The following is a 25,966-nucleotide window of genomic DNA, read 5'->3' on the forward strand; positions in this document are numbered from 1 at the left end:
CCGCTCAGACCAGCAGCTGGGTGGCCGCGAGCTCGCGGTAGAGCGGCGTGGTCTCCAGCAGCTCGCCGTGCGTCCCGACGCCGATCACGCGCCCGCCGTCCAGCACGACGATCTGGTCGGAGCCGACCACCGTGGACAGCCGGTGGGCCACCACGAGCAGGGTCGTGCGCTCGGCCACGGCGTCCAGGGCGTCCTGGAGCGCCCGCTCGTTGCGGGCGTCCAGGCTGGCGGTCGGCTCGTCCAGCAGCAGCAGCTCGGGCCGCGCCAGCAGGGAGCGCGAGATCGCCAGCCGCTGGCGCTCGCCGCCGGAGAGCAGGACGCCGCCCTCCCCCACCGGGGCGTCCAGGCCGGCGGGGCTGCGCGCGACCAGGCCGGCCAGGCCCACGGCCTCGAGCACGGCCGCGAGCTCGTCGTCGCCCGCGTCCGGGGCCGCGAGCACCAGGTTCTCGCGCAGCGTGCCGGCCAGCACCGGGGCCTCCTGCTCGACGTAGCCCAGCCGGGCGCGCAGCGCTGCGCGCGGCAGGTCGCGGACGTCGGCGCCGTCGAGCAGCACCGCCCCGCTCGTGACGTCGGAGAAGCGCTCGACCAGGGACAGCAGGGTCGACTTGCCCGCGCCCGATGGCCCGACCAGCGCCGTGCGGGTGCCCCGCGGCACCGCCAGGCTCACCTCCTCGAGCACCCGCGTGCCGTCGGGGTAGGCGAAGGAGACCTCGCGCAGCTCGAGCAGCGGCGCACCCGCACGCCCGGCGGGCGCCGCGGGAGGGCCCGGGTCCTCCTCCGCCAGGCGCAGCACCTCCTCGATCCGGGTCAGGGCGCCCAGGCCGAGCTGCAGCTGCGCGAACGCCGAGACCAGCTGGCCGAGCGGCATCACGAGCAGGAAGAGGAAGAGGATGAACGACACGAGCTGGGCCACGGTGATGGTGCCGTCGGCCACCCGGTAGCCGCCGACGCCGAGCACCGCGATGAACGAGCCCTGCACGGCGACGCCGACCACCGGCGACACCGCGGCCTCCACCCGGGCGGCCCGCACGCCGGCGTCGTGGGCGGCGCGGGCGCTGGCGCCCACGGCCGTCACCTCGCGGTCGGTGGCGCCGCTGGCCCGGATGGTGCGCACCGCGCTCAGGGCCCGCTCGACCGCGGAGCTCATCTCCCCCACCCGCTCCTGCGAGGCCAGCGCCAGGGCCCGCAGGCGCCGCGCGACGGCGATGGCGGCGCTCATCCCGACCGCGACGGCGGCCAGGGTCACGCCGAGCAGGACGACGTCCACGAGGGCCATCGCCACGACGGCGCCGACCACGACGACGACCGAGCTGACGACCTCGACCAGGCCGGACGTGATGACCGCCCGCAGCAGCGTGGTGTCCGAGCCGACCCGGGAGACGAGGTCGCCGGTGCGGCGGCGGTCGAGCTCGGCGACCGGCAGGCGCAGGACCCGCCCCACCAGGGACGTCCGGGTGCTCAGGACGACGCCCTCGGCCGTGCGCTGGAGCAGGAACTGCTGCACCGCGCCGAGCAGGGAGCCGCCCAGCAGCACGACCACGAGCACGGCCACGACCGGCGCGACGGCGTCCCCGGCCTCGACCGCGGTGATCAGCCGCCCGACCAGCAGCGGCTGCGCCAGGGCGGCGGCCGCCCCCACCAGGGAGACGGCGGCCACCACGACGAGCGTGCGCCGGTGCTCGCGCAGGTACGGCAGCAGGGTGCGCAGCCCGACGCGCTCGCCCTCGGGGGCGGCCGGCGCCCCGACGTCCGCGGCGGCGGGGGCGCTCACCGGTCGCACCAGCGGCTCAGCCGGAAGCGCTGGTGCACGGCCTGGCGGCTGACGCCGAGGGCCGTCGCGATCGAGGCCCAGCTCGCCGAGGCGACCCGCGCCCGGCGCACCTGGACCTCCTCCAGCCGCTCGAGCTCCCGCCGCGCCGCGGCGAGGGCCTCCAGCGCGGCCAGCGGGTCGTCCCCACCGGCCTGTCCCACCAGCGTCTGCAACCGGCCCACCTCCATCCCGTCAAGGTAGATTGACACCTCGGAGTCGTCAAGCGCCCTTGACGCCCCCGTCGCCGTCGGCCGCGGTCGACCGGCCGTCGACTGGCGAGGCCGCCGCACCGGGCCAGGACCGGGCCGCCCACCGGGCTTACGCCGTAAGATCCGGGCGCGCGCCGGTCGAGACCGCGGCCGAGGAGCGCGCCGAGACGAGGTGGGGCGAGAGGCATGCGGGCTCTGCCCGAGCCGGACTTCCGGCAGGTCTTCGACGAGACCCCGACGCCGCTGCTGCTGCTGACGCCGGACCTCGTGATCGTGCGGGCCAACCGCGCCCGCCTGGAGGCCACGGCGACGACGCTGGAGGGCACCGTCGGCCGCGGCCTCTTCGAGGTCTTCCCGCTGAACCCCGACGACCCCGCCGCCGACGGCCTGGTCAACCTCCGGGACTCCCTCGCCCAGGCCCGTGACACGCGCCGCCCGCACACGATGGCGATCCAGAGGTACGACATCCGGATGCCCGACGGCACCTACGTCGAGCGCTTCTGGAGCCCGCGCAACGTCCCGGTCCTCGACGAGCGCGGCGAGGTGGTCCTGCTGCTGCACCGCTCCGACGACATCACCGAGTACGTCCGGGGCCGGGAGGCCGTCCGCCTGTCCGCCGAGGCGACCGACCGCCTGCGCGAGCGCGCCGAGCAGGTGGAGGCCGACCTGTTCTCCCGCACCCGCGAGCTCGAGCAGCTGGTCGCCGACCTGGGACGGGCGACCGCGCGCGCCGAGCTGCTGGCGCGCGTGACGAGCGAGCTGGCCGCCACCGAGGACGCCGAGGACGCCGTCACGCGGCTGTCCCGGCTCGTGGTGCCCGTCCTCGCCGACTGGTGCGTGGTCAGCCTCGTCGCCGACGACCGGCGCCAGCGCACCGCCCGGTCCCTGCGCGTCGTCACCGGGTGGCACGCGGACCCCACCGCGCGCGACCTCGTGGCCGAGTACGCCGCCCTCCGGCAGGCGGCGCTCCGCGCCGACCCGCTCCTGGAGGGCGCGCTCACGAGCGACCGCCCGCAGGTCCGGGGCGAGCGGGCGCTGGAGCACCTGGTGTCCGTGCTGGCCCCCGGGCGGGCGCGAGACCTGGTCACCGAGCTGGACCCGGAGTCCCTGGTCGTGCTGCCCCTGCGCGCGCGGGGCCGGACGCTGGGGGTCCTGTCGCTGGTCAGCGGCGCCGCCCGGGCTCCCGTCAGCCCCGAGGAGCTCGAGACCGCGACCGACATCGCCGGCCGGGTGGGGCTGGCCCTCGACAACGCCCGGCTGAGCCGCCAGCAGCGCGAGCTCGCCGAGGCGCTGCAGCGCTCCCTGCTCAGCGCGCCCGCCCAGCCCGACCACACCCAGGTCGTCGTGCGCTACACGCCGGCCGCGGAGTCCGCCCAGGTCGGCGGGGACTGGTACGACGCCTTCCTGCAGGCGAGCGGCGCGATGATCCTCACCATCGGCGACGTGCTGGGCCACAACACCGAGGCGGCGGCGTCCATGGGCCAGGTCCGCTCGCTGCTGCGCGGCATCGCCGTCGCCACCGGTGCCGGGCCCGCGGAGATCCTCGCCGGCGTCGACCAGGCCATGGTGACCCTGCAGGTGGGCACGACGGCCACCGCCGTCGTCGCCCGGCTCGAGCAGACCCCCGACGAGTCCCGGCGCGCGGTCACCCGGCTGCGCTGGTCCAACGCCGGGCACCCGCCGCCCGTGCTCCTCTCCCCCGACGGGTCGGTCCGCCCCCTTTCCGCCGAGCACTCCGAGCTGCTCCTCGGCGTCGTGCCCAGCAGCGCCCGCAGGGACCACGAGGTCGTGCTCGAGGAGGGCTCGACCGTCCTCCTCTACACCGACGGCCTGGTGGAGCGGCGCGGGGAGTCGCTCCAGCGCGGGCTCGACCGCCTGGAGAGCGCGCTGCGCGACGTGGCGAGGCTCTCGCCGGACCTCGACGACCTCTGCGACGGGGTGCTCGAGCGCATGCTGCTCGAGCGCCCCGAGGACGACGTCGCGCTGGTCGCGGTGCGGCTGCACCGCCAGGACCGGCTGCGCCCGGCCGAGGCCGGGCCGACGCGGGTGCCCGACGACGTCCCGGGCGCCCCGGCGGTCGTCGAGCGCGGGTAGTCCGGACCACGGCGCGGCACCGGAGCTCGCGCCGGGGCTGCGGGGTGGAGCCGCGGCGCGGCGGGCCGACGCCCCTGGTAGACATCGCGGACCACGTCAGCGAGGAGCGCAGCATGCCGCCGGCAGGCGTCGACCCGCCCGCTCGGGGAGGCCCGCGGACGGCCTCCCCCTCCGGCGCCCCGGCGACCTGGTCGCCGTGGCGCGCCGTGGTCGCCTTCGGCGTCGTCAGCCTCGCCGCCGACATGGTCTACGAGGGCGCCCGCTCCGTCACCGGGCCCTTCCTGGGGACCCTCGGGGCCTCCGCGCTGGTCGTGGGCGTCGTCAGCGGCGCCGGGGAGGCGATGGCGCTCCTGCTGCGACTGGCCTCCGGACCGCTCGCCGACCGCACCGGCCGGTACTGGCTGCTCACGCTGACCGGGTACGCCCTCACCGCGGTGTGCGTCCCGCTCCTGGCCGTCATACCCCTCCTGGGTGGCGCCGGTCTCGTCGTGGCCTGCGCGCTCGTCCTGGCCGAGCGAGCCGGGAAGGCGGTGCGCAGCCCCGCCAAGTCCGCGCTGCTCGCCCGGGCCGCCGACGGCGTCGGCCTCGGCCGGGGCTTCGCCGTCCACAAGGCCCTGGACCAGGTCGGCGCCTTCTCCGGCCCCCTGCTCGTGGCCGCCCTGGTCGCGGCGACCGGCCTCGTGGAGCCGGCGCTCGCCGTCCTCGCCGTGCCCGGCGCCGTGGCGGTCGTCCTCCTCCTGCGCCTGCGCCGCCGGATGCCCGACCCGGCCCCCGAGCGCGCCGCGGTCTCCCGGCCAGCGGCCGAGGCCCCGCGGCTGCCGGCGCGCTCGCGGTCCGGGGCCTGGTTCGGCACCGACCTGCCCCGGCGCTTCTTCCTCTTCGCCGCCGCGGCCGGGGCGGCGACCGCCGGGCTCGTGACCTTCGGGATCATCTCCTTCCACGCCACGGAGACGGGGCTCCTCCCCCTGGCCGGCGCCCCGCTGCTCTACGCGGGGGCGATGGCCAGCGGCGCCGTGGCCGCCCTGGTGAGCGGCTACCTCTACGACCGGTGGACGGGGCGGGTCTTGCTCGCCCTGCCCCTCCTGGCCGCCGCCGTGCCGGGGCTCGCGCTGTCCCGCTCGCTGGCCGCCGTGGTGGTCGGCGCCCTCCTGTGGGGCGCGGCGGTCGGCGTCCAGGACTCCACCGTCAAGGCGCTCGTCGCCGACCTGGTCCCGCAGGCGCGCCGGGCGACGGCCTACGGCGTCTTCGCGGCCGTCCAGGGAGCCGCCGCCCTCGCCGGTGGCGTGCTGGTCGGGCTCCTCTACGAGGGCTCGCTCAGCACCCTGCTGGTCGTCCTCGGCGGGACGCAGGTGCTCGCCCTGGTGCTCCTCGTCGCCAGCCTGCGGGACCGCTCGGCGGCCTGAGCGCCCGGCGGGCTCAGGCGCGGGGCAGGGCGAAGGAGGAGACCAGCTGGTCCAGCTGCGCGGCCGCGGCGGAGACCTCACCGGCGGTGGCCGCCGCCTGGTCGGCGCTCGTGGTCGTGCGGTGGGTCGCGGCGGCGATGCCGGAGATGCTGCGGGAGATGTCCTGGCTCCCGGTCGAGACCTCGGTGACGTTGCGGACCATCTCCGCGGTCGTCGCCGACTGCTCCTCGACCGCCGCGGCGATGGTCGACTGCAGGGCGTCGATGTGGGCGATGACCTCGGAGATCTGGGCGATCGCGCCGGTGGCGGCGTCCACGTCGGACTGCGTGGCGTCGACCTTGGTGACGATCTCCTCGGTCGCGCGGGCGGTCTGCTGGGCCAGCTCCTTGACCTCGCCGGCCACGACGGCGAAGCCCTTGCCCATCTCCCCGGCGCGGGCGGCCTCGATCGTGGCGTTGAGGGCGAGCAGGTTCGTCTGCTCGGCGATGGAGTTGATGAGCCCGACGACGTCGCCGATCTCGCGGCTCGAGGCCGACAGGCGCTCCAGGGTCCGCCCGGCGCTGGACGCGGCCTCGACGGCGGAGGCGGCGACCCCGGACGCCGCGGCGGTGGACGTGGCGATCTCCCGGATCGCGGAGGTCATCTGCTCCCCGGCCGCCGCGACGGTGGTGATGCTGGTGGAGATCTGCTCGGTGGCCGCGGACACGACCCGCGTCTGCGAGGCGGACTGCTCAGAGCCGGTGGACAGGTCGCCGGCCACGGCGGAGAGGTCCCCGCTGGAGGCGGCCAGGGCGGTGGAGGCACCGGTGACCTGGAGCATCACCCCGCTGAGGGAGCGCACGGCCTGCTGGAGGGCTCCGGCCATCTCGGCGACCTCGTCGCGGCCGTGCACGGCCACCTCGGTGGCGAGGTCGCTGTCGGCGAGCCGCACCAGGCGGTCGCGGACCTGCGCGACCGGGCCGGTGACCGAGCGCGTCACCACCGCGGCCAGGACCACCGACGCGAGGACGCCGGCGATCCCCAGCGCCCACATCAGCAGCGCCCCGCGCTCCTTGGCCGCCACCGCGTCCTCGTAGGCCACATCGAAGGCGGTGGCGGCGTCGCCGACGACCTCGTCCAGCAGCACGGCCATGGCGGCGTAGAGCTCGACCCCCTCGCCCAGGACGCGCTCGGTCGCCGCCGCGGCGGCCGCGGCGTCACCACTGCGGTAGGCGGCGGCGACCTCGTCGTCCACGGCGCTGAAGCGGCGGTAGAGGTCGCGGACCTGGGCCACGTCGTCGTCGGTCTCCGCCACCGTGCTGCGCGCGGAGAGCTCCTCGAGGGTCCGCTCGAAGCGCTCGGCCGAGGCGAGGTACTCAGCCCGGGAGCCGCTCCCGTCGTCCGCGGCACCCGCCGCACCGCGCACGGCGTCGAGGGCGTAGGCGGTCTGCCAGCCGTTGAGGTCGGCTGCGGCGTGCTTCGCGACGGCCGCGGCGATGCCGAACCGCTCCTGCGTCGCCAGCTCCTCTGTCGCGGCGTCCTGGGCGGCGCTGGCGCTCAGACCGGCGGCCATGACGGCCAGCAGGAGCAGGACGACGACGGAGAACGCCGCGGTGAGGCGGTGGCCGAGGCGCAGGCGGCGCAGCATGGACATGCGAGTCTGATCGGCCGAGGACCTGCCGTCCTGAAGCGCGCCTCGGGCCGCTCCCACCGCAGCACCGCTCGCTCGCGAGGGCTCTGCGCGGCGGCGGCATCCGCCGCGGACGTCGGGCGGCGACCCGACCGGCCGCTCTTGCCTCAGAACCCCAGGCGCTGGAGCTTGCGGGGGTCGCGCTGCCAGTCCTTGGCGACCTTGACCCGCAGGTCGAGGAACACCGGGACGCCGAGGAGCGCCTCGATGCCGGCGCGCGCCTGCGTGCCGACCTCGCGCAGCCGGGAGCCGCCCTTGCCGATGACGATGCCCTTCTGGGAGTCGCGCTCGACGTAGAGCAGCACGTGGACGTCGAGCATGCCGTCCTGGCGCTCGCCGCCGTCCGGGGCGGGCCGCGGGCCCATCTCGTCGACGACGACCGCGAGGCTGTGCGGCAGCTCGTCGCGCACGCCCTCCAGGGCCGCCTCGCGCACGAGCTCGGCGACCATGACGGCCTCGGGCTCGTCGGTGAGCTCGCCGTCGGGGTACATGGGCGGGCCCTCGGGCAGGTGCCCCAGCAGCACCTCCTCCACCACGTCGACCTGCTGGTCGGCGGTCGCCGAGACGGGCACGACGTCGGCCCACGGGCCGAGCTCGGAGACCTCGACCAGGTGCTTCGCCAGCCGGTCGCGCGCCACGAGGTCGGTCTTGGTGACCACCGCGACGACGGGCTTGCCGCGGCGCGCCTCGACGAGGGGCGCGAGCTGGGCGGCGATCCAGCGGTCGCCGGGGCCGACCGCCTGGTCGGCCGGCAGGCAGAAGCCGACGACGTCGACCTCGGCGAGGGTGGCCAGCACGAGGTCGTTGAGGCGCTGGCCCAGCAGGGTCCGCGGGCGGTGCAGGCCCGGGGTGTCCACGAGGACGAGCTGGGCCTGCGGCCGGTGCAGGATGCCGCGGACGGTGTGCCGCGTCGTCTGGGGGCGGCTGGAGGTGATGGCCACCTTCTGGCCGACCAGCGCGTTCGTCAGCGTGGACTTGCCGGCGTTCGGGCGGCCGACGAAGCACGCGAAGCCGCTGCGGTAGCCCTCCGGGACGGCGGGCAGCCCCAGCGCCGAGGCGGGCACGCCGGCCGGGGGCCGGTCGTCGTCGCGGTCGTCGTCGCGGGCGCCGGGGCTCATCGGCGCTCCCCCAGGAACTCCAGGAGCAGCTGGCGCTGCAGGGCGAACATGGCGCGCTCCTCCTCCGGCTCGTGGTGGTCGTACCCGAGCAGGTGCAGGACCCCGTGGGTCGTCAGCAGCAGCAGCTCGTCGGCCGTGGAGTGACCGGCGGCACGGGCCTGGCGGGCCGCGACCTCCGGGCACAGCACGACGTCGCCCAGCAGGCCCGGGGGGCTCGGCTCGCCGTCGCTGCCGGGGCGCAGCTCGTCCATGGGGAAGGACAGGACGTCGGTCGGGCCCTCCTCCCCCATGTGCTGCACGTGCAGCGCGGCCATCGCCTCCTCGTCGACGACGAGGACCGACAGCTCCGCCTGGGGGTGCACGTGCAGCGCGTCGAGCACGTGGCGGGCGAGGTCGGCCAGCTCCCGCTCGTCGACGCGGTGCGCCGTCTCGTTGGCGACCTCGACGCTCACGAGCCGGTGCCCTCGGCGCTGTCGTCCACCGGCGCAGCGGCCGGCGTCGGCGAGGGCGGGCCGTCGGCGCGGCGAGGGCCGCGGACGTCGCGGCGCTGGCCGTCGGGCGCGGTGCGCCCTCGCAGGGCGTCCCAGCGGCCGTAGGCCTCGACGATGTCGCTGACCAGCTTGTGCCGGACGACGTCCGCGGCCTCCAGGCGGGAGAAGGCCACGCCGTCGACGCCGTCGAGGACGTCCTGCACCACCCGCAGGCCCGACTCGGTGCCGCTCGGCAGGTCCACCTGGGTGACGTCGCCCGTGACGACCATCTTGGAGCCGAAGCCCAGGCGGGTGAGGAACATCTTCATCTGCTCGGCCGAGGTGTTCTGCGCCTCGTCCAGGATGATGAAGGCGTCGTTGAGCGTGCGCCCGCGCATGTAGGCCAGCGGCGCGACCTCGATGGTGCCGGCGGCCAGCAGCCGCGGGACCTGCTCCGGATCGAGCATGTCGCCCAGGGCGTCGTAGAGCGGCCGCAGGTAGGGGTCGATCTTCTCGGTGAGCGTGCCCGGCAGGAAGCCCAGCCGTTCCCCGGCCTCGACGGCCGGCCGCGTCAGCACGATGCGCGCGACCTGCTTGGCCTGCAGCGCCTGCACCGCCTTGGCCATGGCGAGGTAGGTCTTCCCGGTGCCCGCGGGCCCGATGCCGAAGACGATGGTCTCGGCCTCGATGGCCTCCACGTAGCGCTTCTGCCCCAGCGTCTTCGGGCGGATGGTCCGCCCGCGCGAGGACAGGACGTCGAGCGTGAGGACGTCGGCCGGCCGCTCGCTCGTGGCGCGGCGCAGCATCCCCACCGAGCGCTCGACGGCGTCCGGGCTGAGCACCTGGCCCGAGGAGATGACGGCGGACAGCTCGTCCACCAGGCGCTCGAGCAGGGCGACCTCGGCGGCGGGGCCGGTCGCGGTGATCTCGTCTCCCCGGACGTGCACGTCGAGCTCGGGGAAGGACCGCTCGACCACGCGCAGGAGCTCGTCCCCGCTGCCGAGGAGGGAGATCATCGGCACCTCGGGGGGCACGACGACGGTGTGTCGGGTGCGGCCGGCACCCGTGCGCGGCCCACCGGTGCGGCGGGGGGCGGTCTCGTGGGGCTGCGTCATGGTGGGGCCGGGGGCCCGAGCTCCTCGCGCGCGTGCACCACCCGTCCGGGCGCACTGGTGCGCCCAGCGTAGCCCGCCGGGCGCGGGCGGCTCAGAGGTCGCCGCCCACCGAACCGCCGGGCGCCGCGAGCACGTGCCCGTGCGCGTGGAAGACGCTCTGCCCGGCCGACTCCCCGGTGTTGAACACGAGGCGGTGCTCGCCGTCCTGGGCGCCCCCGTCGGCCGCCACCCGCGCGCCCGTGGCCACGAGGTCCGCCAGCACCTGGGGCGCCGCGGCCGCCAGGGACACGACGTCCGCGTGGTGCTCGCGGGGGACGACCAGCACGTGCAGCGGGGCCTTCGGCGCGAGGTCGCGGAAGGCCACGACCGAGTCGGTGCTCGCCACGAGCTCGGCCGGGACGTCGCCCGCGACGATGCGGCAGAACACGCAGTCCTCCTGCCGCCGGACGGGCGCCCGCTGCTCGGCGGCCGCGGCACCGGTCTCGTGGGGGCCGCCTGGGGGCTCGGTCTGCTCCGTCCGGGTCATGGCGCGAACTGTAGGCCCGGGCGGGTGGACGACCGGGCCGCTCGTGCCGATGCCCCGGCATGACCAGCAGCACCGAGGCCACCCCCGCCCCCTCGTCGCCGCGCACCCCCGGCCGCCGGCTCCGCGGCGCGGCGCCCGTGGGCGCTGCGCTGCTCGCGCTGCTCGTCGCCGCGAGCGCCTCGGCCGCCGAGGGACCCGCCGCGGACGGCACCGACGCGGTCGCCGCGGCCCCCAGCAGCGGCGACGTCCCGGCCCCCGAGGTCGGGGACGGCGCCGCCCTGCTGACCGCCGAGGCCGCCGCCGCCCCGGAGGCGTCGCCCGCCGCTGTCGTCGAGGCCCCCCTCGGGGCGCCGAGCGAGGCGGCAGCCGTCGCCGCGACCGCCCTGGAGCCCGCCCCGTCGCCCTCGGCGCTCGACACGGCGACCGCGCCGCGGACCGGTGCGGTCGTCGAGGCCGGCACCGCCTCGGGGACCGGGACGTCCGCCCCCTCGGCGCCCGTCGTCCCCGTCGCCGCCTCCGCGGTCCCCGCCGGCACCTCCACCGCCCCCGACAGCACCCCCGCGGCGCCCGCGCCGGGCGACGGAGCCGGGACGACCGCGCCGGCCGCCGCGGCCGTCGTCGTCACCGGCCTCGAGGTCACCGTCTCCTCGCCGGCCGCCGGGGCGGTGCTGCCCATCGGCTGCACCGTGCGCCTCGCCGGCCGCGCGACCAGCGCCGCCGAGGGCACCGTCGTCTGGACCGTCCTCCAGGGGACCGCCGTCGTCCTGCGGGGCTCGGCCGACGTCACGAAGGACGACGGCACGCCCGCCGAGATGGGCGAGCTGGGCTCCTGGGAGGCGCTCGTGGACCTGCCCGCGGGCAGCTACCGCGTGGTCGTCGAGATCCCGGACGACTCCGACGGCGAGGGCACCCCGCCGCCCTCGGCCGCCCGGTCCTTCAGCCTCACCTGAGACCCGCGGGCGCCCGCCGCGCCACCGAGTGCAGCGGGCGTCCGCGCCACCACCACCACCGGCGCCGCCGTGCGGCGCCGGTGACGGGTCAGCGTCCGGAGATGTAGTCGCGCAGCCGCCCGAAGACGCCGCTGCCGGCGCTGGTCAGCCGGCCCTCGGAGGCCTCCTCGCCGCGCAGCTCGGCGAGCTGGCGCAGGAGCTCCTCCTGGCGGTCGTCGAGCCGCGTCGGCGTCTGCACGTCGACGTGGACGAGCAGGTCGCCCCGGCCTCCCCCGCGCAGGTGCCCCACGCCGAGACCCCGCAGCGTGTGGACCTCGCCGGACTGCGTGCCGGCGCGCACGTCGACGCCCTCGGTCCCGTCGAGGGTCTCCACGGAGAGCGTCGTGCCGAGGGCCGCCGCCGTCATGGGGACGGCGACGGTGCAGTGCAGGTCGTCCCCGCGGCGGGTGAAGGTCTCGTGCTCCTTCTCCACGACCTCGACGAACAGGTCTCCGGGCGGACCGCCGCCGAAGCCGACCTCGCTCTGGCCGGCCAGCTGGATCCGCGTGCCCGTGCTGACGCCCGCGGGGATGCGGACGGTGAGCGTGCGGCGCTCCTGGACGCGCCCCTCGCCGGCGCACTCGGGGCAGGGCGAGGGGATCGTCGTGCCGAAGCCGCCGCAGTTGGGGCACGGCGCCGTCGTCATCACCTGGCCGAGGAAGCTGCGGACCTGGCGCTGCACCTGGCCGCGCCCCCCGCACACCTCGCACGTGCGGGGCGAGGTGCCCGGCTGGCAGCAGCTGCCGTGGCAGGTCGAGCAGACGACGGCCGTGTCCACCGCGAGCTCGCGATCGGCGCCGAAGACGGCGTCGCGCAGGTCGACCTCGACGCGCACGAGCGCGTCCTGGCCCCGTCGGGCGCGGGACGCCGGGCCGCGCGCACCGCCGGCGCCCGCCGCCCCGCCGAAGAAGGTCTCGAAGATGTCGCTGAAGCCGAAGCCGCCGGCGCCGCCCTGGCCGCCGAACCCGCCGAGGGTCTCCCCGCGGTCATAAGCGCGTCGCTTCTCCGGGTTCGAGAGCGTGTCGTAGGCCGCCGAGACGTCCTTGAAGCGGTCCGCCTCGCCGGGGTTGACGTCCGGGTGCAGCTTGCGCGCCAGCCGCCGGTAGGCCTTCTTGATGTCCTCCGGGGAGGCGTCGCGGGAGACGCCGAGGGCTTCGTAGTGGTCGCTCACCAGAGGTGCTCGCTCCTGTCGTGGTCGTCGTGCTCGTGTCGTCGTGCGTGCCGTCGGGCCGGGGCGTGGGGACGGCCGTCGAGCTGGTCCGGGGCCGGGCCGTCGGGCCGGGCGTCAGCTCCCGATGATGCGGGAGACGTAGCGGGCGACGGCGCGGACCGCCGCCATGGTGGTCGGGTAGTCCATGCGGGTCGGCCCCAGGACGCCGAGGTGGGCCACCACCTGGCCGCCCGAGCCGTACCCGCTCGTGACGACCGAGGCCTCCAGCAGCCGGTCGTGCTCCAGCTCGCGGCCGATGCGGACGGAGACGCCGCCCGCGCCGGCCTGCGCGTCCTCGGCCATCTCGCCCAGCAGGCGCAGCAGCACCACCTGCTCCTCGATCGCCTCGAGCACCGGCGAGATCGACTGCGGGAAGTCCGTGCCGGCGCGGGCGAGGTTCGCGGTGCCGGCCAGGACGACGCGCTCCTCGCGCTCGGCGGACAGCGAGTCCTCCAGGGCCCGCAGGACGGCGCGCACCACGCCCTGGTCCTCGGGGCGGAACTGGTCGGGCAGCGCGGGCAGCCGGGCGACGACGTCGGCCAGGCGCGCCCCCGAGGAGGCGGCGCCCAGGCGCGTGCGCATCTCGGCGACGAGGGCCTCGGGCACCTCCTCGGCCACCTCGACCATGCGCTGCTCCACGCGACCGGAGTCGGTGATGAGGACGAGCAGCAGGCGGGGGCCGCCGAGGGCGACGAGCTCCACGTGGCGGACCGTGGCGCGGCTGAGAGACGGGTACTGCACGACGGCGACCTGCCGCGTCAGCTGCGCGAGGGCGCGGACGGTGCGGGTCAGGACGTCGTCGAGGTCGGTGGCGTCGTCCAGGAGCGTGGAGATGGCGCGCCGCTCGGCGACCGACAGCGGCTTGACGGTGGACAGCCGGTCCACGAAGGCCCGGTAGCCCTTGTCGGTGGGCACGCGGCCGGCGCTCGTGTGCGGCTGGGCGATGTAGCCCTCCTCCTCGAGGACGGCCATGTCGTTGCGGATGGTCGCCGGCGAGACCCCGAGGCTGTGGCGCTCGACGAGGATCTTCGACCCGACGGGCTCCCGGGTGGCGACGTAGTCCTCGACGATGGCCCGCAGGACCGCCAGCCGCCGCTCGTCGCTCATCGCGCACCTCCGCCCTCGTCCGCCCCGTCGCGGCGAGCGCCGCAGGGGCCGCCGGTGCGTCGTCCCGCGCACCTGGCACTCCGTCGTCGTGAGTGCCAAGGGTACGCCCGCGCGCGGCGCGGGCCCGACGCGCGGACCCCGGCCCTGCGCCCCGGTCGCCCGGGGCGCAGGGCCCGCCGCGCGCCTCAGCCGCGGACCGCGCCGAGGACCTTGTCGGCCAGCCCCGGGCCCTGGGCGTCGCTGCTGGGCGTGAGCGCGCGCAGCGGCGCCGCCAGCTCGCGCTGGAAGAAGTCCATGAAGCCGTCCGGGTCGGGACCGGCGTTCATCGTCACGACGTGGTCGAAGCCGGCGTCGACGAACTGCTGCGCCACCTCGAGGTGGCGGGCGACGTCCGGCCCGCAGGCGAACTGCTGCTGGATCTGGTCGAGGGTCACGCTCTGCGTCGCGGCGTCGAAGTTGACGGGGTTGGGCAGCTCGGACATGACCTTCCAGCCCGTCAGCGCCCAGCGGCTCTTCTCCCAGACGGCCTGCGCGGCGGTCTCGGCGTCGGGCGCCCACGCCAGCGGCACCTCGGCGTAGGCCGGGCCGCTGCCGCCGAGGCGCTTCCAGGTGGCGACCATGTCGCCCTTGGGCTCGGTGGCGAACAGGCCGCCGCCCAGCTCGGCCGCGATGCGCGCCGAGGCGGGCCCGCTCGCGGCGACCGCGACGGCCGGCAGCTCCTCGGGGAGGTCGAAGACGCGGGCGTCCTCGAGCTGCAGGTGCTTGCCCTCGTAGGAGCGGTAGCCGCCCTGCCAGAGCAGGTTGATGATCTCCAGCGCCTCGCGGAAGAGCTCGTGCCGCTGGCGGATGCCGGGGAAGCGCGGGGTGCCGACGACGTGCTCGTTGAGGCGCTCCCCGGCGCCGACGCCGAGGGTGAAGCGGCCGTCGGAGAGGATCTGCATCGTCGCCGCCGCCTGGGCGATGACCGCCGGGTGGTAGCGCACGGTCGGGCACGTCACGCCGGTGGCGAGCTCGAGCGTCGTGGTCTTGGCGGCGATGGTCGCGAGCATCGACCAGGTGAAGCCGCTGTGGCCCTGGACGTCGAGCCAGGGGTGGAAGTGGTCGCTCATCTCGACGAAGTCGAAGCCCGCGCGCTCGGCCTCGACGGCCTGGCGGACGACCTCCTTCGGGTCGAAGGACTCGGTGGCGAGCTTGTAGCCGATCTTCATCGGTGCGTCCTCCCGTGCGGGGTGGTGGGGCGGCCGGCTGCCGGGGCGCCGGTCGGCGCCGGCGCGTCCTCCCCCGGGGCTTCCCGACGCCCGCGCTGGTCCACCGGGCGTCGAGCGCTCTCACGCTAGGAGCGGGCACCCCCTCCCGCGACCCGGCTCCCGGGGCGCGCCGCCGGAGGACGGCGGCGCGCGCGGGCTAGCGTCCCCGCGCATGAGCAGCACCTCGCGCGACCGCTACGGCACCGACGTCCTGTCCGGGGACTGGCGCGCCCCGAAGCGGGGGCGCAGCACCGAGCTCGCCGCCGCGCGGGGGGTCGTCGTCGAGGACGTCGAGACGGGCTGGACCGGCGCCGTCGTGCGGGTGGAGAAGGCCGGCGGCACGCACGTCGTCCACCTCGAGGACCGCCGCGGCCGCACCCGCGGCTTCCCGATGGGCCCGGGCTTCCTCGTCGACGGGCGCCCCGTGGTGCTGGTGCCCCCGCGCCCCGCGACGCAGAGCGGGGCCGGGCGGGCGGGCGCGGCGGGGACGCGGCCCGGGCGCACGGCCAGCGGGTCGGTCGCGGTGGCCGGCCAGCGGGCGCGCGTCGCCCGCGGCAGCCGCATCTGGGTCGAGGGCCGCCACGACGCCGAGCTCGTCGAGAAGGTGTGGGGCGACGACCTGCGGGTCGAGGGGGTCGTCGTCGAGCCCCTCGACGGCATCGACGACCTCACCGGCGCCCTGGTCGAGTTCGACCCCGGGCCCGGCCGCCGCGTGGGCGTGCTGGTGGACCACCTCGTCGCCGGCACCAAGGAGACGCGCCTGGTCGAGGCCGCGCTCGCCGACCCCCGCTGGCGCGGGCTGGTGCACGTCGTCGGCCACCCCTACGTGGACGTGTGGGCGGCGGTGCGGCCCCGCGCCGTGGGCCTCACCGCGTGGCCGCAGGTCCCCCGCGGGCAGTCGTGGAAGCACGGCGTGCTCGCCGCCCTCGGCTGGCCGCACGCGGACCAGCGCGACGTCGCCCACGGCTGGAAGCGCATCCTCGGCTCGGTGACCACCATCGCCGACCTCGAGCCGTCCCTGTCGGGTCGCGTCGAGGAGCTGATCGACTTCGTCACCGCCCCGGAGGGCTGACCCGGCGCCCCCGCGCCCCCGCGCCCCCGACGCCGCCCGGGCCCGGTCGGTAGCCTGGGACCTCGGGCGCAGCGATCCGCGCCGCCCGAGGGAGGAGCCCACCGGTGTCCGAGCAGCAGCCCCCGAGCTACCAGCCCCCGCAGCAGCCGCACGGAGACCAGCGCTACGGCGGCGCACCGCAGGGCCGCCCCGTCGGCGACGGCGCTCGCCCGACGGCCACGGACGACCTCTCCCCCGCCGACCAGCGGCTGTGGTCGACCCTGACCCACCTCGCCGGGATCTTCCTCTACGTCGTCGCCCCGCTCGTCGCCTACCTCGTGCTGCGCGACCGCGGCCTCTTCGTGCAGGACCAGACGCGCGAGGCCCTCAACTTCCAGATCACCTCCGTGATCCTCTGGGCGGTCGTCGGCTTCCTGTCCCTCATCAGCTTCGGGCTGCTCTCCTTCCTGCTGCTGCTGGTGCCGCTCTACGTGGCCGTCTTCTCGATCGTCGCGGCGGTCAAGGCCAACAACGGCGAGCGCTACCGCTACCCGCTGACGCTGCGCCTGGTGCGCTGACGCCCCCTCCGGCCGCTCCGCACCGAGCGCCCGGACGGACGCACGAGGGCCCGCTCGCCACCCGGCGAGCGGGTCCTCGTGCGTCCGGGGGCGGACGCGGCGCCGGCGGCGCGCCTGCGACCCGGGGCCGCCCGCCTCCTCCGGAGGGAGGAGACGAGGTGCCTCCCCGCGCGGGACGCCCGGGAGCGCGCCGCTGGCGAGGCTCGTCCCGACCGCACGAGGAGCGTCGCCGGGCTGCACCCGGCTCGCGCCAGGACGAGGAGGGCGCATGCCCCGGGACACCACCACGACCACCCACCCCCGCCGCCCGCGGCTGGGCGCCGCCGTCGCCGCCGCAGCGCTGGCCGCGCTGCTCGCCGGCTGCGGCGCGGCCCCGGCGGCGACGCCGCCACCCCCGCAGCCCGCGCCCGAGTCGCCGGCGGGGCTGACGACCCGCGACGTCGACGCGTGGCTGGACGGCGTCCTGCCGGCGGCCCTGGAGCGCGAGGGCGTCGCGGGGGCGACCGTGGCGGTCGTCGCCGACGGCGAGGTCGTCACCACGCGCGGGTACGGCTGGGCCGACACCGGGCGGGCGGGCGGGGAGGACACCGGGCGGGCGGGCGGGGAGGACACCGGGCGGGCGGGCGGGGACGGCACCGGCGCGCCGGTGCCCGTGGACCCCGAGGAGTCGCTGTTCCGGGTCGGGTCGGTGTCCAAGCTCTTCACCGCGGTGGCGGTGGCGCAGCTCGTCGACGAGGGGCGCCTCGACCTGGACGTCGACGTCGCGCGGTACCTGGACTTCGAGGTGCCGCGCCGCTTCCCCCAGGACCTCACGCTGCGGCACCTGCTGACGCACACCGGGGGCTTCGAGGAGCGCTTCGCGGGCACCATCACCTTCGACGAGCCCGTCGAGCTGCGCGAGGTCCTCGCGACCGACCCGCCGGAGCAGGTCTTCGCCCCGGGCACGACGCCGGCCTACTCCAACTACGGCAACGCGCTGGCCGGCTACGTCGTCGAGCGCGTGACCGGCACCCCCTTCGCCGAGCACGTGGAGGACGCCGTCCTGGCGCCCCTCGGCATGACGAGCTCCACCTTCGCCCAGCCGCTGCCCGCCGAGCTCGAGGGCCGGCTCTCGCAGTCCTACGCCGACGCGTCCGGCGCGCCGCAGCCGTTCGACGTCGTCGGCCCGTCCCCGGCCGGGTCGCTGACGGCGTCGGGGCCCGACATGGCGAGGTTCATGCTCGCGCTCCTCGGCGACCTGCCCGGGGGCGAGGCCGTCATCGGCGAGGCGGAGCGCGAGCTCCTCCTCTCCCCCGCCCTCGACGAGAGCAGCCTCGGCGACCTCGCCGCGGGGGCCCGCATGGGCCTGGGCGCCTTCGACGAGAGCCGCGGCGGCCACCGCGCCTACGGGCACGGCGGCGACACCACCCACTTCCACTCCCAGCTGCACGTGCTGCCCGACGACGGCGCGGGGATCTTCGTCTCCTTCAACAGCTCCGGCAGCGACGGCCTGGCGACGGCGGCGCTGCGCCGCGACCTCGTCGAGGCCTTCGACGACCGCTACGTCGTCGGCGGCGGTGCGCAGACGACCCCCGTCGCGGCGCGGACGGCCCCGGACGGCGCCGCCGGGCGCGCCGACGCCGTCGCGGGCCGCTACGTCGACACGCGCGGGTCGGCCACCACCTTCCTCGCGGCGCTGGGCGCCCTCGGGGGCACCACCGTCGAGGTGCTGCCCGACGGCCGCCTGCTGGCCACCCCCGGCCCCGGGTCCGTCGCACCGGCCGTCTACGAGGAGGTGGAGCCCTGGCTGTGGCGCGAGGTCGGCAGCGACCGCACGCTCCCGGTGCGGGTCGAGGACGGCGCCGTGACGGGCGTCGGGTACGAGGGCGCCTTCACGCTGCGCCCGGCCACCGCGGCCGAGCAGGTCGGCCTGCCCGTGGTCGCCGCCGCCGCGCTGGTGATGCTCGTCGCGCTCGTCGCCCTGCCCGTCGGGGCCGTGGTGCGCCGTCGCCGCGGTCGACCGGCGCCCCCGCGGGCGCTGCGGCTGCTCCGGGCCGCGTCGTGGGCCGCCGCCCTGTCGGGCCTGCTGGCCCTCGCCGGCTGGGCCGGGGCGATCACCGCCATCACGTCCTTCGCCGTCGTGCCCGGCGCGGCCGTCCGCGCGCTGCAGGGCCTGCAGCTGCTCGCCGCCCTCGGCCTCGTGCCCGCTGCGGCCCGCGTGGTCGCCGAGATCCGCGGCCGCACCGGCTGGGCGCGGGCCGCCGGCGCGCTCGTGCTGCTCCTGGCCCTGGGCGCGACGGCGTGGGCCGCGCTCTCGCTGGGGCTGCTGTCCCCCAGCGCCACGTACTGACGTGGGGGGTGACGTGCACCGGGTCCCCGCGGGGGCGGGCGGGAGCGGGGAGGATGCGCGCGTGACGGGACAGCGCGCCGGTGCCGCGCCCACCCCCGACGTCTCGCGCGGGCGCCTCGACGACCGGCTGGAGCGCCGCGGGATCGGCACCGTGCTGGGCCGGGACGCGCTGCTGGCCGCCCTCGTGGCGGTCGGGACCGCCGTCGTCACGCTGCTCCTGCCGGTGCTCGTGCCCCCGGACCTGCTCGACGCGGAGGCGGCGGCGCGCCTCGGCGAGCGGACGTGGTGGCTCGCGCTGGTCGCCGCGGCGCAGGCGGCCGCGCTCTGCCTGCGCCGCGTGGCGCTGGGGTGGTGCCTGGTGCTGGTCGTCGCCGGCCAGGTGCTGCTCGTCGCCGCGGCGCCGGACGAGACCCTGCGCGGCGTCGCCCCGGCCGTGGCCTGGTACACGGCCGGGGTGCTGCTGCCCGCCCGGCGGGCGGGCGCGCTCCTGCTCGCGGCGCTGGCCGCCGAGACGGCGGCGGCCGCCGCCGCGGCGGCCGCCGCCGGTGGCGGGGTGCTGGTCACCGCCCTGCTGACGGCGCTCGGGGGCGCTGCCAGCGGTGCGCCCGCCATCGCGGTCGGCCTGCACGTCGCCACCCGCCGGCGCTACCTGGCGCTCCTGCGGGCGGAGGCCGCGGCCCTGGCGGACCAGCAGCAGGAGCGGGTGCGGACCGCGGTGGCGGCCGAGCGCTCCCGGCTCGCGCGCGAGCTGCACGACGTCGCCGCGCACCACCTGTCCGGCATGGTCGTGCAGGCCGCCGCCGTCGAGCGGCTCGTCGACCGCGACCCCGCGGCCGCCCGGCAGGGGGCGGCCTGGCTGCGGAGCCAGGGCAAGGAGACGCTGGAGAACCTGCGCCAGGCGGTGGGCCTGCTGCGGGGGTCGGCCGAGGACCTCCCGGACGCCGGCGCGGCGGCGCGAGCCCCGCTGCCCGGCCTGGCGTCCCTCGACGACCTCCTCGCGCAGGCGCGCGAGGCCGGTGACGAGGTGCGGGTGGAGCGGCCGGAGCACCTGCCCGAGCTCCCGCCGCTGGCGGACGCCTCGGTGTACCGCGTCGCCCAGCAGGCGCTGACGAACGCGCGCCAGCACGCCCCCGGCGCTCCCGTGCTGCTGCGGCTCGAGGTGGAGGGGGCCGCGCTCCTCCTCGAGGTCGTCAACGGGGCCGTGCCCGCGCCGGCGTCCGCCGGCGGCCGGGGGGCCCTCGCGCCCTCCCCGCCGGGCGGCGGCGGCACCGGGCTCGCGGTGATGCGCGAGCGCGCGGCGCTCGTCGGCGGGCAGCTGCACGCGGGGCGGACCGACGAGGGCGGGTGGCGGGTGGTGCTGCGGGTGCGGGTGCCGTCCGGGCCCGCGGACGAGCTGCGGGACCCTGGACGACCGGCGGACGGCGGCGGAGGGGGTGCGGCGTGATCAGGGTGCTGCTCGTGGACGACCAGGCGGTCGTGCGCGCCGGCTTCAGGGTGCTGCTCGAGGAGGCGGGGGACGTCGAGGTCGTCGCCGAGGCGTCCTCCGGGGCCCAGGCCGTGGCTGCGGCGCGGGCCACGCGCCCCGACGTCGTCTGCATGGACGTCCGGATGCCGGGCGGCGACGGGCTCACGGCGACGCGCCGCATCGTGGGCGAGCCGGTCCCGAGCGGCGACCGGAGCCCGGGGGACGACGGGGACCGGGGCCACGACGAGGGCTCGGACGGCGCCGCGCACCGGCCGGCCGTGCTCGTGGTGACGACCTTCGACCTCGACGAGTACGTCTTCGGCGCCCTCGAGGCGGGGGCCAGCGGGTTCCTGCTCAAGGACTGCGAGCCGGAGGAGCTGGTGGGCGCCGTCCGGCGGCTGGCGGCCGGGGACGGCCTGGTCGACTCCGCGGTCACCCGCCGCGTCATCCGCGAGTTCGCCCGGCGCACGCCGTCGCCGGCTCCCGCTGCGGCGCAGGCCCAGCTGCTCACCGCCCGCGAGCGCGACGTCGTCGAGCTGCTGGCCCGCGGGCTGACGAACGCCGAGATCGCGGCGGAGCTGGTCGTCGAGGTGAGCACCGTGAAGTCCCACCTCGGGCGGGCGATGACCAAGCTCGGGACGCAGGACCGGCTGCAGACGGTCGTGTGGGCCTTCCGGAGCGGGCTCGCGCGCCCGTCCTGACGGGCGAGGGCGCTACCAGCCGAGCAGCCGGCGCACGACGCCGTCGGCGAGCAGGCGCCCCCGGTCGGTGAGGACGACCCGCTCCGGGGCGCACCCCGCGGGCCCCGGCTCCACGAGCCCGTCGGCGACCACGCCGACGAGCTCGGCCCGCCCCTCGGCCGGCAGGGCCCCCACGGGGAGCCCCTCGCGCAGCCGCACGCCGAGCAGGACCCGCTCGACGAGGCGCGCCTCGTCGTCGAGCACCTCGCGCCCGTGCGCCGGTGAGGCGCCCCGCTCCAGCCGGGCGCTGTAGGCGCCCGGGTGCTTGACGTTCCACCAGCGCACGCCGCCCACGTGGCTGTGCGCGCCCGGGCCGACGCCCCACCAGTCGTCGGCGCGCCAGTACGACAGGTTGTGCCGGCAGCGCGCGTCCGGACGGGCGGCCCAGTTGCTCACCTCGTACCACTCCATGCCCGCGGCGGAGAGGGCCGCGCCGGCGTCCTCGTACTTGGCGGCGAGGTCGTCGGAGTCCGGCAGCGCGAGCTCGCCGCGGCGCACCTGGCCGGCCATCCGCGTGCCCGCCTCGACGACGAGGGCGTAGGCGGAGACGTGGTCGGGGGCGCACGCGAGCGCGGCGTCCAGGCTGGCCCGCCAGTCGTCGCGGGACTCCCCCGGCGTGCCGTAGATGAGGTCGAGGCTGACCTGCAGGCCCGCCTCGCGCGCCCACCGGACGACGTCGGGCACGCGCGCGGGGTCGTGCGTGCGGTCCAGGGTGGCGAGCACGTGCGGCACGGCCGACTGCATGCCGAAGGACACGCGGGTGACGCCGCCGGCGGCCAGCTCGGCGAGCGAGGCCGGCGTCACGGAGTCGGGGTTGGCCTCGGTGGTCACCTCGGCGCCGGGCGCGAGGCCGTGGACGTCGCGCACGGCGTCGACCAGCCGCAGCAGGTCGCCGCTGGGCAGCAGCGTCGGCGTGCCGCCCCCGATGAAGACGGTCGACACCTGCCGCGCAGGCGCGCCCGCCCCGGCCAGGACCTCGGCCGACATCCGCACCTCGCGCTCGGCCACGGCGGCGTACCCGGCCCGCGAGGACCCGCTGCCCGCGCCGCCGAGCTCCTCGGCGGTGTAGGTGGTGAAGTCGCAGTAGCCGCAGCGCACCCGGCAGAACGGCACGTGCAGGTAGAACGCCAGGGCGCGCTCGTGCGCGCCCACCGCCGCCGAGGCGGGCAGGGCGCCGTCCTCGGGCGCCGGGTCGCCGACGGGCAGGGCGGGGCTCACCCCTCCATGCTCCCCCGGCGCGGGCCGTGCCCCCGACCACGGCAGACGACCACGGCGGACGACCACGGTCCCCAGCCGCGCGGGAGCGGGCGGCTGGGGACGCCCCGGACCGCGCGGCCGGACGGGCTGGGCGGGCTGGGCGGCTGGGCGGCTGGGCGGGTCGGGCGGGCTGGGCGGGAGGAAGGACAGGGCCGGGCGCGGTGGGCAGGAGGAGAGCCCGGACCGGGCGGGCACGAGGATGGGCGGGTGGACGACGTGGACCCCTCGGCCGGACCCAGCCCGGAGGCCGGCGAGCCGCCCGTGCGGCTGCACCCGCTCACCGCGGGCGACGTGGACCTGCGCGCGGCCGTGGTGGCCCTGGAGCCCGCGCCGCACCAGCTGGCCGACTCGGCCTCGGCGCGCCAGACGCTGCCGGCCGCGGACGCCGACCCGCGGCGGGCGCCGTTCGCCGTCCTCGTCGGGCAGGAGGCCGTCGGGTTCGGCGTCCTCGACCGCGGCGACCTCCTGGCCGCCGTCGTGGACGAGCCCGAGCGCGCGGTGCTGCTGCGCGGCTTCTACCTCGCGGGCGCCGCGCAGGGCCGCGGGTGGGGCCGGCGAGCGGCCGCGGCCGTCCCGGCCCTGGCGCGGCAGCTGTGGGGACCGGTGACCGCCGGCGGGCCGGCGCTCGTCGTGCTCACGGTCGGCACCGCGAACACCGCGGCCCTGCGGGCGTACGCGGGCGCCGGCTTCGTCTCCACGGGGGTGCAGCAGCTCAGCGACGGGCACGGCCCCCAGCACGTGCTCGTCGCAGCCGTGCCGCAGGACCCGCCGCGGACGTCCCGGGGCGCGCCGCGACGACGCCGCTGACCGGTGCGCGGCGTCGTGGCGGACCGGTCACGCCGCCTCCGCGACGCCGTCGGGGGCTGGCCGGCGCGGCGGACGCGTCCGGACCGGGGAGCACCCGGCTCGCCGGACGCCCGATCGGGGTGCGTCGCCGGAGCAGCGCGCTCCCCGGACGACGGCCCTGCGAGCCGGGCGCTCCCCGGACGCGTCAGGTCCGGTGCGCGCCAGGCGTCGGAGGCGGGGCAGGGCTCACGCGCAGGGACAGGGCTCAGGCGCGGGACAGGGCTCAGGCGCGGGACAGGGCTCAGACGCGGGACAGGGCTCAGGCGCGGGACAGGGCTCGGTCGACGTAGACCAGCAGGTCGTCGGCGAGCGCCAGCGCGCCGTCGTCGTGCGCGCGCCTCAGCACCCGGGCCTGCTCCGCGGACTGCTGGGCGAAGAAGGCCGACGCCGCGACGCCGTGCCCGGGGCGCGAGAGCACCGCGACGGGGTCGCCGGCGCGGACGGAACCGGGCGCGACCACCCGCAGGTAGACACCGGGCCGACCGCGCTCGGTGAAGCGGCGCACCCAGCGCTGCTCCCCCAGGTGGCGCGCGAAGGTCTGGCACGGCGTGCGCGCCATGGTGACCTCCAGCTCGAGCCGGTCCCCCACGCGCCAGCGCTCGCCGACCTCGGCCCCGTCGACGTCGACGCCGGCCGTGCGCAGGTTCTCCCCGAAGAGCCCCGGCACGACGTCCCGCTGCAGGACCTCCGCCCAGTGGTCGGCCTCGTCCTGCGTGTAGACGTAGACGGCCTTGTCCGGCCCGCCGTGGTCCTCGCGGTCGGCCTGGACGTCGCCGCGCAGCCCCATCGGCCCCACGTCGACCGCGTCCGGGAGCGGGCGCTTGTCGATGCCGGTGACGTCGCCGCGGTCCCCGTCGGGCTGCAGCTGGTGGACGCGGCAGACGGCGAGGACGCGACCGGGCGCGGCCGGGGAGGGCTCAAGCGGCATGCGGCGCAGTAGAGCAGGTCACCCGGTCGCCCGGGCTCGCCGCCGACCGTGCGCTCCGCGGCTCAAGGCAGGGGGGCGGCGCGCCGATGCCAGATCGTGACCACGACCAGCCCAGCCCCGGCAGCACCGCCGAGCGAGCGCAGCACCCACGACACCGCTCTCCCCCGCGAGGAGCTCGCCCAGCTCCAGGACACCGCCGCGGCCCGCTCGTGGGCCGGCGTCGACCGGCGCCGCGACCCGCGGCGCCGCCACCGCTGACGCGCTCGCGCCGGACGCCCCTCAGCCGGCGCGGCGCGCCCCGCCGGGCGTGCGCCGCAGCACCCCGCGCTTGACCCGCAGCCGCAGGCGCGTGATCCGCGAGGCGCGCAGCTGCGCGAGCCTGGCGCTGATCCGCTCGCCCATCTGCTCGAGCACGTCGGCGTCGAGCTTGGCGTCGACCTCGGTGAACATCTCGGTCTCCTCGTGGCCGGCGTGGTGCTCCACGGCCTCGTGCAGGACGCGCACCTCCTCGTCGAAGCCCGCCCTCCCCGGCCCGGTGCGCAGGACGACGGCCACCTGGTCCTCGAGGTAGCGGTGCTCGGCGTGGGCGATCGCCACCATGGGGCTGGCCGCCGTCACGGCCGGGTAGAAGATCTCGTCCTCGAGCTGCTCGTGCATGCTCAGCTCGTCGACGAGGCGGTCGAGCACCTCCTGGCGCTCGTCCACGCGGTCGCCGGGCAGCTCCGCGAGCCGGGTCAGCATCGACCGGAGCTCGTCGTGGTGGGCGGACAGGACCTCAGTGGCGCGCATCGGGGACCTCCTGCTCGTCCTCGCGCTGCTGCTCGAGGGCTGTGACGCTGCCCGGGGACGCCCCGGGCACGGGCGGGACCCGGCGGACCTGGACCCGGCCGGCGCGGACCCGCGTCTCGAAGCGCGCCAGGGGGGCCGTGGCCGGCCCGTGCACCACCGCGCCGTCCTCGACCGAGAAGCACGACCCGTGCCACGGGCACACCAGCCCCTCGCGGGTGATCCAGCCCTGCGAGAGCGGGCCGTCCAGGTGCGGGCACTGCTCCCCGAAGGCGCGGACCTCGCCGCCCCCGGTGCGCAGGAGGACGACGCGGACACCGTCGACGTCGGCCCGCGTCGGGCGGCCCTCCGGGACGTCGGCGAGCGCCAGGGCGTCGGTGAAGGTGCGCGGCGCCAGCGAGCGGTCGGCGTGGTCGCCGCCGATCCCGTGGCGGTAGGTGAGCGCGCCCCCCAGGGCCGCGCTGGCCGAGACGACCGCCCAGCCCGCGAGCCCGAGGACCCGGCCGCGCGCGGTGCGCCCCCGGCGCCGCTCGACCCACGACGCCAGCTGCAGCCCCGTCGCCGCCGTGCTCATCAGCCCGTGCACGACGCCCACCCGGCGCGCGCCCTCGTGGGTGTGCTGCCAGTCGGCCAGACCGGTGACGACGGCCCCCGCGGCGCCCAGCAGCCCGAGCCCGGTGCACGTGCGCGACGCCGCTGCCAGCCCCGGCGTCCGGCGCCCGCCCCCGACGAGGTCGACGGCGTCGAGCGCGAGGGCCGCCGTCCACGAGCCGATCGGGACGTCGGTGAGGGCGGGGTGCAGCGGGTGGCCGAGCCACGTGCCGTGCAGGACGTCGACGACGGGCCCGCGAGCGCGCCCGAGGGCGTTGAAGGTGACGCCGAGGACGTGCTCGGCGCGGTAGGAGGGCCGGTCGAGCTGGTCCCAGGCCTCGGGGGCCGTGGTGGCGCGCTCGATCAGGTCGCGGACGGAGGAGGGCACCCGGCCATTCCGGAGGACGGCGGCGCCGACCGCAACCCGG

General features: G+C 77.5%; 24 protein-coding genes. 10 read left to right on the plus strand and 14 right to left on the minus strand.

Annotation, left to right across the window (positions count from 1 at the left end):
• Nucleotides 1-4: 4 nt before the first annotated feature.
• Nucleotides 5-1,771, minus strand: a complete 1,767-nt coding sequence (locus Q0848_RS04465) for an ABC transporter ATP-binding protein (protein ID WP_299035393.1) — start codon at nt 1,769-1,771, stop codon at nt 5-7.
• Nucleotides 1,768-2,019 carry a helix-turn-helix domain-containing protein gene (locus tag Q0848_RS04470; RefSeq protein WP_299035396.1) on the minus strand — a complete coding sequence of 84 codons (252 nt, stop codon included), beginning with the start codon at nt 2,017-2,019 and terminating at the stop codon, nt 1,768-1,770. Before Q0848_RS04470 ends, Q0848_RS04465 begins: the two co-directional genes overlap by 4 nt.
• A gap of 186 nt (nt 2,020-2,205) precedes the next feature.
• On the opposite strand from Q0848_RS04470, the gene Q0848_RS04475 reads away from it, so the two are divergent.
• Nucleotides 2,206-4,113, plus strand: coding sequence for a SpoIIE family protein phosphatase (locus Q0848_RS04475; protein WP_299035398.1), 1,908 nt, complete (start codon nt 2,206-2,208; stop codon nt 4,111-4,113).
• Between the two features lie 242 nt (nt 4,114-4,355).
• Nucleotides 4,356-5,516: an MFS transporter gene (locus tag Q0848_RS04480; protein ID WP_366146431.1), complete on the plus strand. Its 1,161-nt coding sequence runs from the start codon at nt 4,356-4,358 to the stop codon at nt 5,514-5,516.
• Nucleotides 5,517-5,529: 13 nt separating this feature from the next.
• Here Q0848_RS04480 and Q0848_RS04485 read toward each other — a convergent pair whose 3' ends face one another.
• The 5 genes from Q0848_RS04485 to Q0848_RS04505 all read right to left on the minus strand — a co-directional run bounded on the left by Q0848_RS04485 (nt 5,530) and on the right by Q0848_RS04505 (nt 10,414).
• A complete protein-coding gene (locus tag Q0848_RS04485; RefSeq protein WP_299035403.1) occupies nt 5,530-7,149 on the minus strand; it encodes a methyl-accepting chemotaxis protein in 1,620 nt (539 codons plus the stop codon).
• 143 nt (nt 7,150-7,292) lie between these two features.
• Nucleotides 7,293-8,303 carry a GTPase Era gene (gene era, locus Q0848_RS04490; protein WP_299035406.1) on the minus strand — a complete coding sequence of 337 codons (1,011 nt, stop codon included), beginning with the start codon at nt 8,301-8,303 and terminating at the stop codon, nt 7,293-7,295.
• Nucleotides 8,300-8,755, minus strand: a complete 456-nt coding sequence (gene ybeY / locus Q0848_RS04495; RefSeq protein WP_299035408.1) for an rRNA maturation RNase YbeY — start codon at nt 8,753-8,755, stop codon at nt 8,300-8,302. Before ybeY ends, era begins: the two co-directional genes overlap by 4 nt.
• Entirely contained in the window at nt 8,752-9,888 is a 1,137-nt protein-coding gene (locus tag Q0848_RS04500; protein ID WP_299035411.1) for a PhoH family protein, read from the minus strand. Before Q0848_RS04500 ends, ybeY begins: the two co-directional genes overlap by 4 nt.
• Before the next feature lie 91 nt (nt 9,889-9,979).
• Nucleotides 9,980-10,414, minus strand: coding sequence for an HIT domain-containing protein (locus Q0848_RS04505; protein WP_299035414.1), 435 nt, complete (start codon nt 10,412-10,414; stop codon nt 9,980-9,982).
• Nucleotides 10,415-10,473: 59 nt separating this feature from the next.
• Here Q0848_RS04505 and Q0848_RS04510 point away from each other — a divergent pair, with 59 nt between their 5' ends.
• Nucleotides 10,474-11,364 carry a hypothetical protein gene (locus Q0848_RS04510; protein WP_299035417.1) on the plus strand — a complete coding sequence of 297 codons (891 nt, stop codon included), beginning with the start codon at nt 10,474-10,476 and terminating at the stop codon, nt 11,362-11,364.
• An 88-nt stretch (nt 11,365-11,452) separates the two neighbouring features.
• Here the strand turns inward: Q0848_RS04510 and dnaJ are convergent, their stop codons facing one another.
• The 3 genes from dnaJ to Q0848_RS04525 form a co-directional block, all read right to left on the minus strand.
• Nucleotides 11,453-12,574, minus strand: coding sequence for a molecular chaperone DnaJ (gene dnaJ / locus Q0848_RS04515; protein ID WP_299035420.1), 1,122 nt, complete (start codon nt 12,572-12,574; stop codon nt 11,453-11,455).
• Nucleotides 12,575-12,688: 114 nt separating this feature from the next.
• Nucleotides 12,689-13,720, minus strand: coding sequence for a heat-inducible transcriptional repressor HrcA (gene hrcA / locus Q0848_RS04520; RefSeq protein ID WP_299035423.1), 1,032 nt, complete (start codon nt 13,718-13,720; stop codon nt 12,689-12,691).
• A gap of 185 nt (nt 13,721-13,905) precedes the next feature.
• Nucleotides 13,906-14,928 carry a TIGR03557 family F420-dependent LLM class oxidoreductase gene (locus tag Q0848_RS04525; protein WP_299035426.1) on the minus strand — a complete coding sequence of 341 codons (1,023 nt, stop codon included), beginning with the start codon at nt 14,926-14,928 and terminating at the stop codon, nt 13,906-13,908.
• A gap of 211 nt (nt 14,929-15,139) precedes the next feature.
• Between Q0848_RS04525 and Q0848_RS04530 the strand changes: the two genes are divergently transcribed.
• From Q0848_RS04530 to Q0848_RS04550, 5 genes are all read left to right on the plus strand, one after another.
• The gene (locus Q0848_RS04530) at nt 15,140-16,039 is read left to right on the plus strand and encodes a DUF3097 domain-containing protein (RefSeq protein ID WP_299035429.1); all 900 of its coding nucleotides are present in this window, start codon (nt 15,140-15,142) and stop codon (nt 16,037-16,039) included.
• A 104-nt stretch (nt 16,040-16,143) separates the two neighbouring features.
• Entirely contained in the window at nt 16,144-16,596 is a 453-nt protein-coding gene (locus tag Q0848_RS04535; protein ID WP_299035432.1) for a DUF4870 domain-containing protein, read from the plus strand.
• A 268-nt stretch (nt 16,597-16,864) separates the two neighbouring features.
• The gene (locus tag Q0848_RS04540; RefSeq protein ID WP_299035435.1) at nt 16,865-18,925 is read left to right on the plus strand and encodes a serine hydrolase; all 2,061 of its coding nucleotides are present in this window, start codon (nt 16,865-16,867) and stop codon (nt 18,923-18,925) included.
• A 61-nt stretch (nt 18,926-18,986) separates the two neighbouring features.
• A complete protein-coding gene (locus tag Q0848_RS04545; protein ID WP_299035438.1) occupies nt 18,987-20,369 on the plus strand; it encodes a sensor histidine kinase in 1,383 nt (460 codons plus the stop codon).
• A complete protein-coding gene (locus Q0848_RS04550) occupies nt 20,366-21,091 on the plus strand; it encodes a response regulator transcription factor (RefSeq protein ID WP_299035441.1) in 726 nt (241 codons plus the stop codon). Before Q0848_RS04545 ends, Q0848_RS04550 begins: the two co-directional genes overlap by 4 nt.
• Before the next feature lie 12 nt (nt 21,092-21,103).
• Here the strand turns inward: Q0848_RS04550 and hemW are convergent, their stop codons facing one another.
• Nucleotides 21,104-22,348, minus strand: coding sequence for a radical SAM family heme chaperone HemW (gene hemW / locus Q0848_RS04555; RefSeq protein ID WP_299035444.1), 1,245 nt, complete (start codon nt 22,346-22,348; stop codon nt 21,104-21,106).
• Between the two features lie 246 nt (nt 22,349-22,594).
• Between hemW and Q0848_RS04560 the strand changes: the two genes are divergently transcribed.
• Nucleotides 22,595-23,194, plus strand: coding sequence for a GNAT family N-acetyltransferase (locus Q0848_RS04560; RefSeq protein WP_299035446.1), 600 nt, complete (start codon nt 22,595-22,597; stop codon nt 23,192-23,194).
• Between the two features lie 298 nt (nt 23,195-23,492).
• Here the strand turns inward: Q0848_RS04560 and Q0848_RS04565 are convergent, their stop codons facing one another.
• Nucleotides 23,493-24,161: an MOSC domain-containing protein gene (locus Q0848_RS04565; protein WP_299035449.1), complete on the minus strand. Its 669-nt coding sequence runs from the start codon at nt 24,159-24,161 to the stop codon at nt 23,493-23,495.
• Nucleotides 24,162-24,257: 96 nt separating this feature from the next.
• Between Q0848_RS04565 and Q0848_RS04570 the strand changes: the two genes are divergently transcribed.
• A complete protein-coding gene (locus Q0848_RS04570; protein WP_299035452.1) occupies nt 24,258-24,419 on the plus strand; it encodes a hypothetical protein in 162 nt (53 codons plus the stop codon).
• A 21-nt stretch (nt 24,420-24,440) separates the two neighbouring features.
• Here the strand turns inward: Q0848_RS04570 and Q0848_RS04575 are convergent, their stop codons facing one another.
• Complete coding sequence (locus Q0848_RS04575; protein ID WP_299035455.1) at nt 24,441-24,950, minus strand: hemerythrin domain-containing protein; 510 nt, start codon at nt 24,948-24,950, stop codon at nt 24,441-24,443.
• Nucleotides 24,937-25,926 (minus strand): Rieske 2Fe-2S domain-containing protein, encoded by a 990-nt coding sequence (locus Q0848_RS04580; protein ID WP_299035458.1) that lies wholly within the window; start codon nt 25,924-25,926, stop codon nt 24,937-24,939. The genes Q0848_RS04575 and Q0848_RS04580 overlap by 14 nt, the downstream gene beginning before the upstream one ends.
• Nucleotides 25,927-25,966: the final 40 nt, after the last annotated feature.

Origin of the sequence: uncultured Pseudokineococcus sp. (genome assembly GCF_947495735.1) — a bacterium.
In the GTDB taxonomy this organism is placed as follows: domain Bacteria; phylum Actinomycetota; class Actinomycetes; order Actinomycetales; family Quadrisphaeraceae; genus Pseudokineococcus.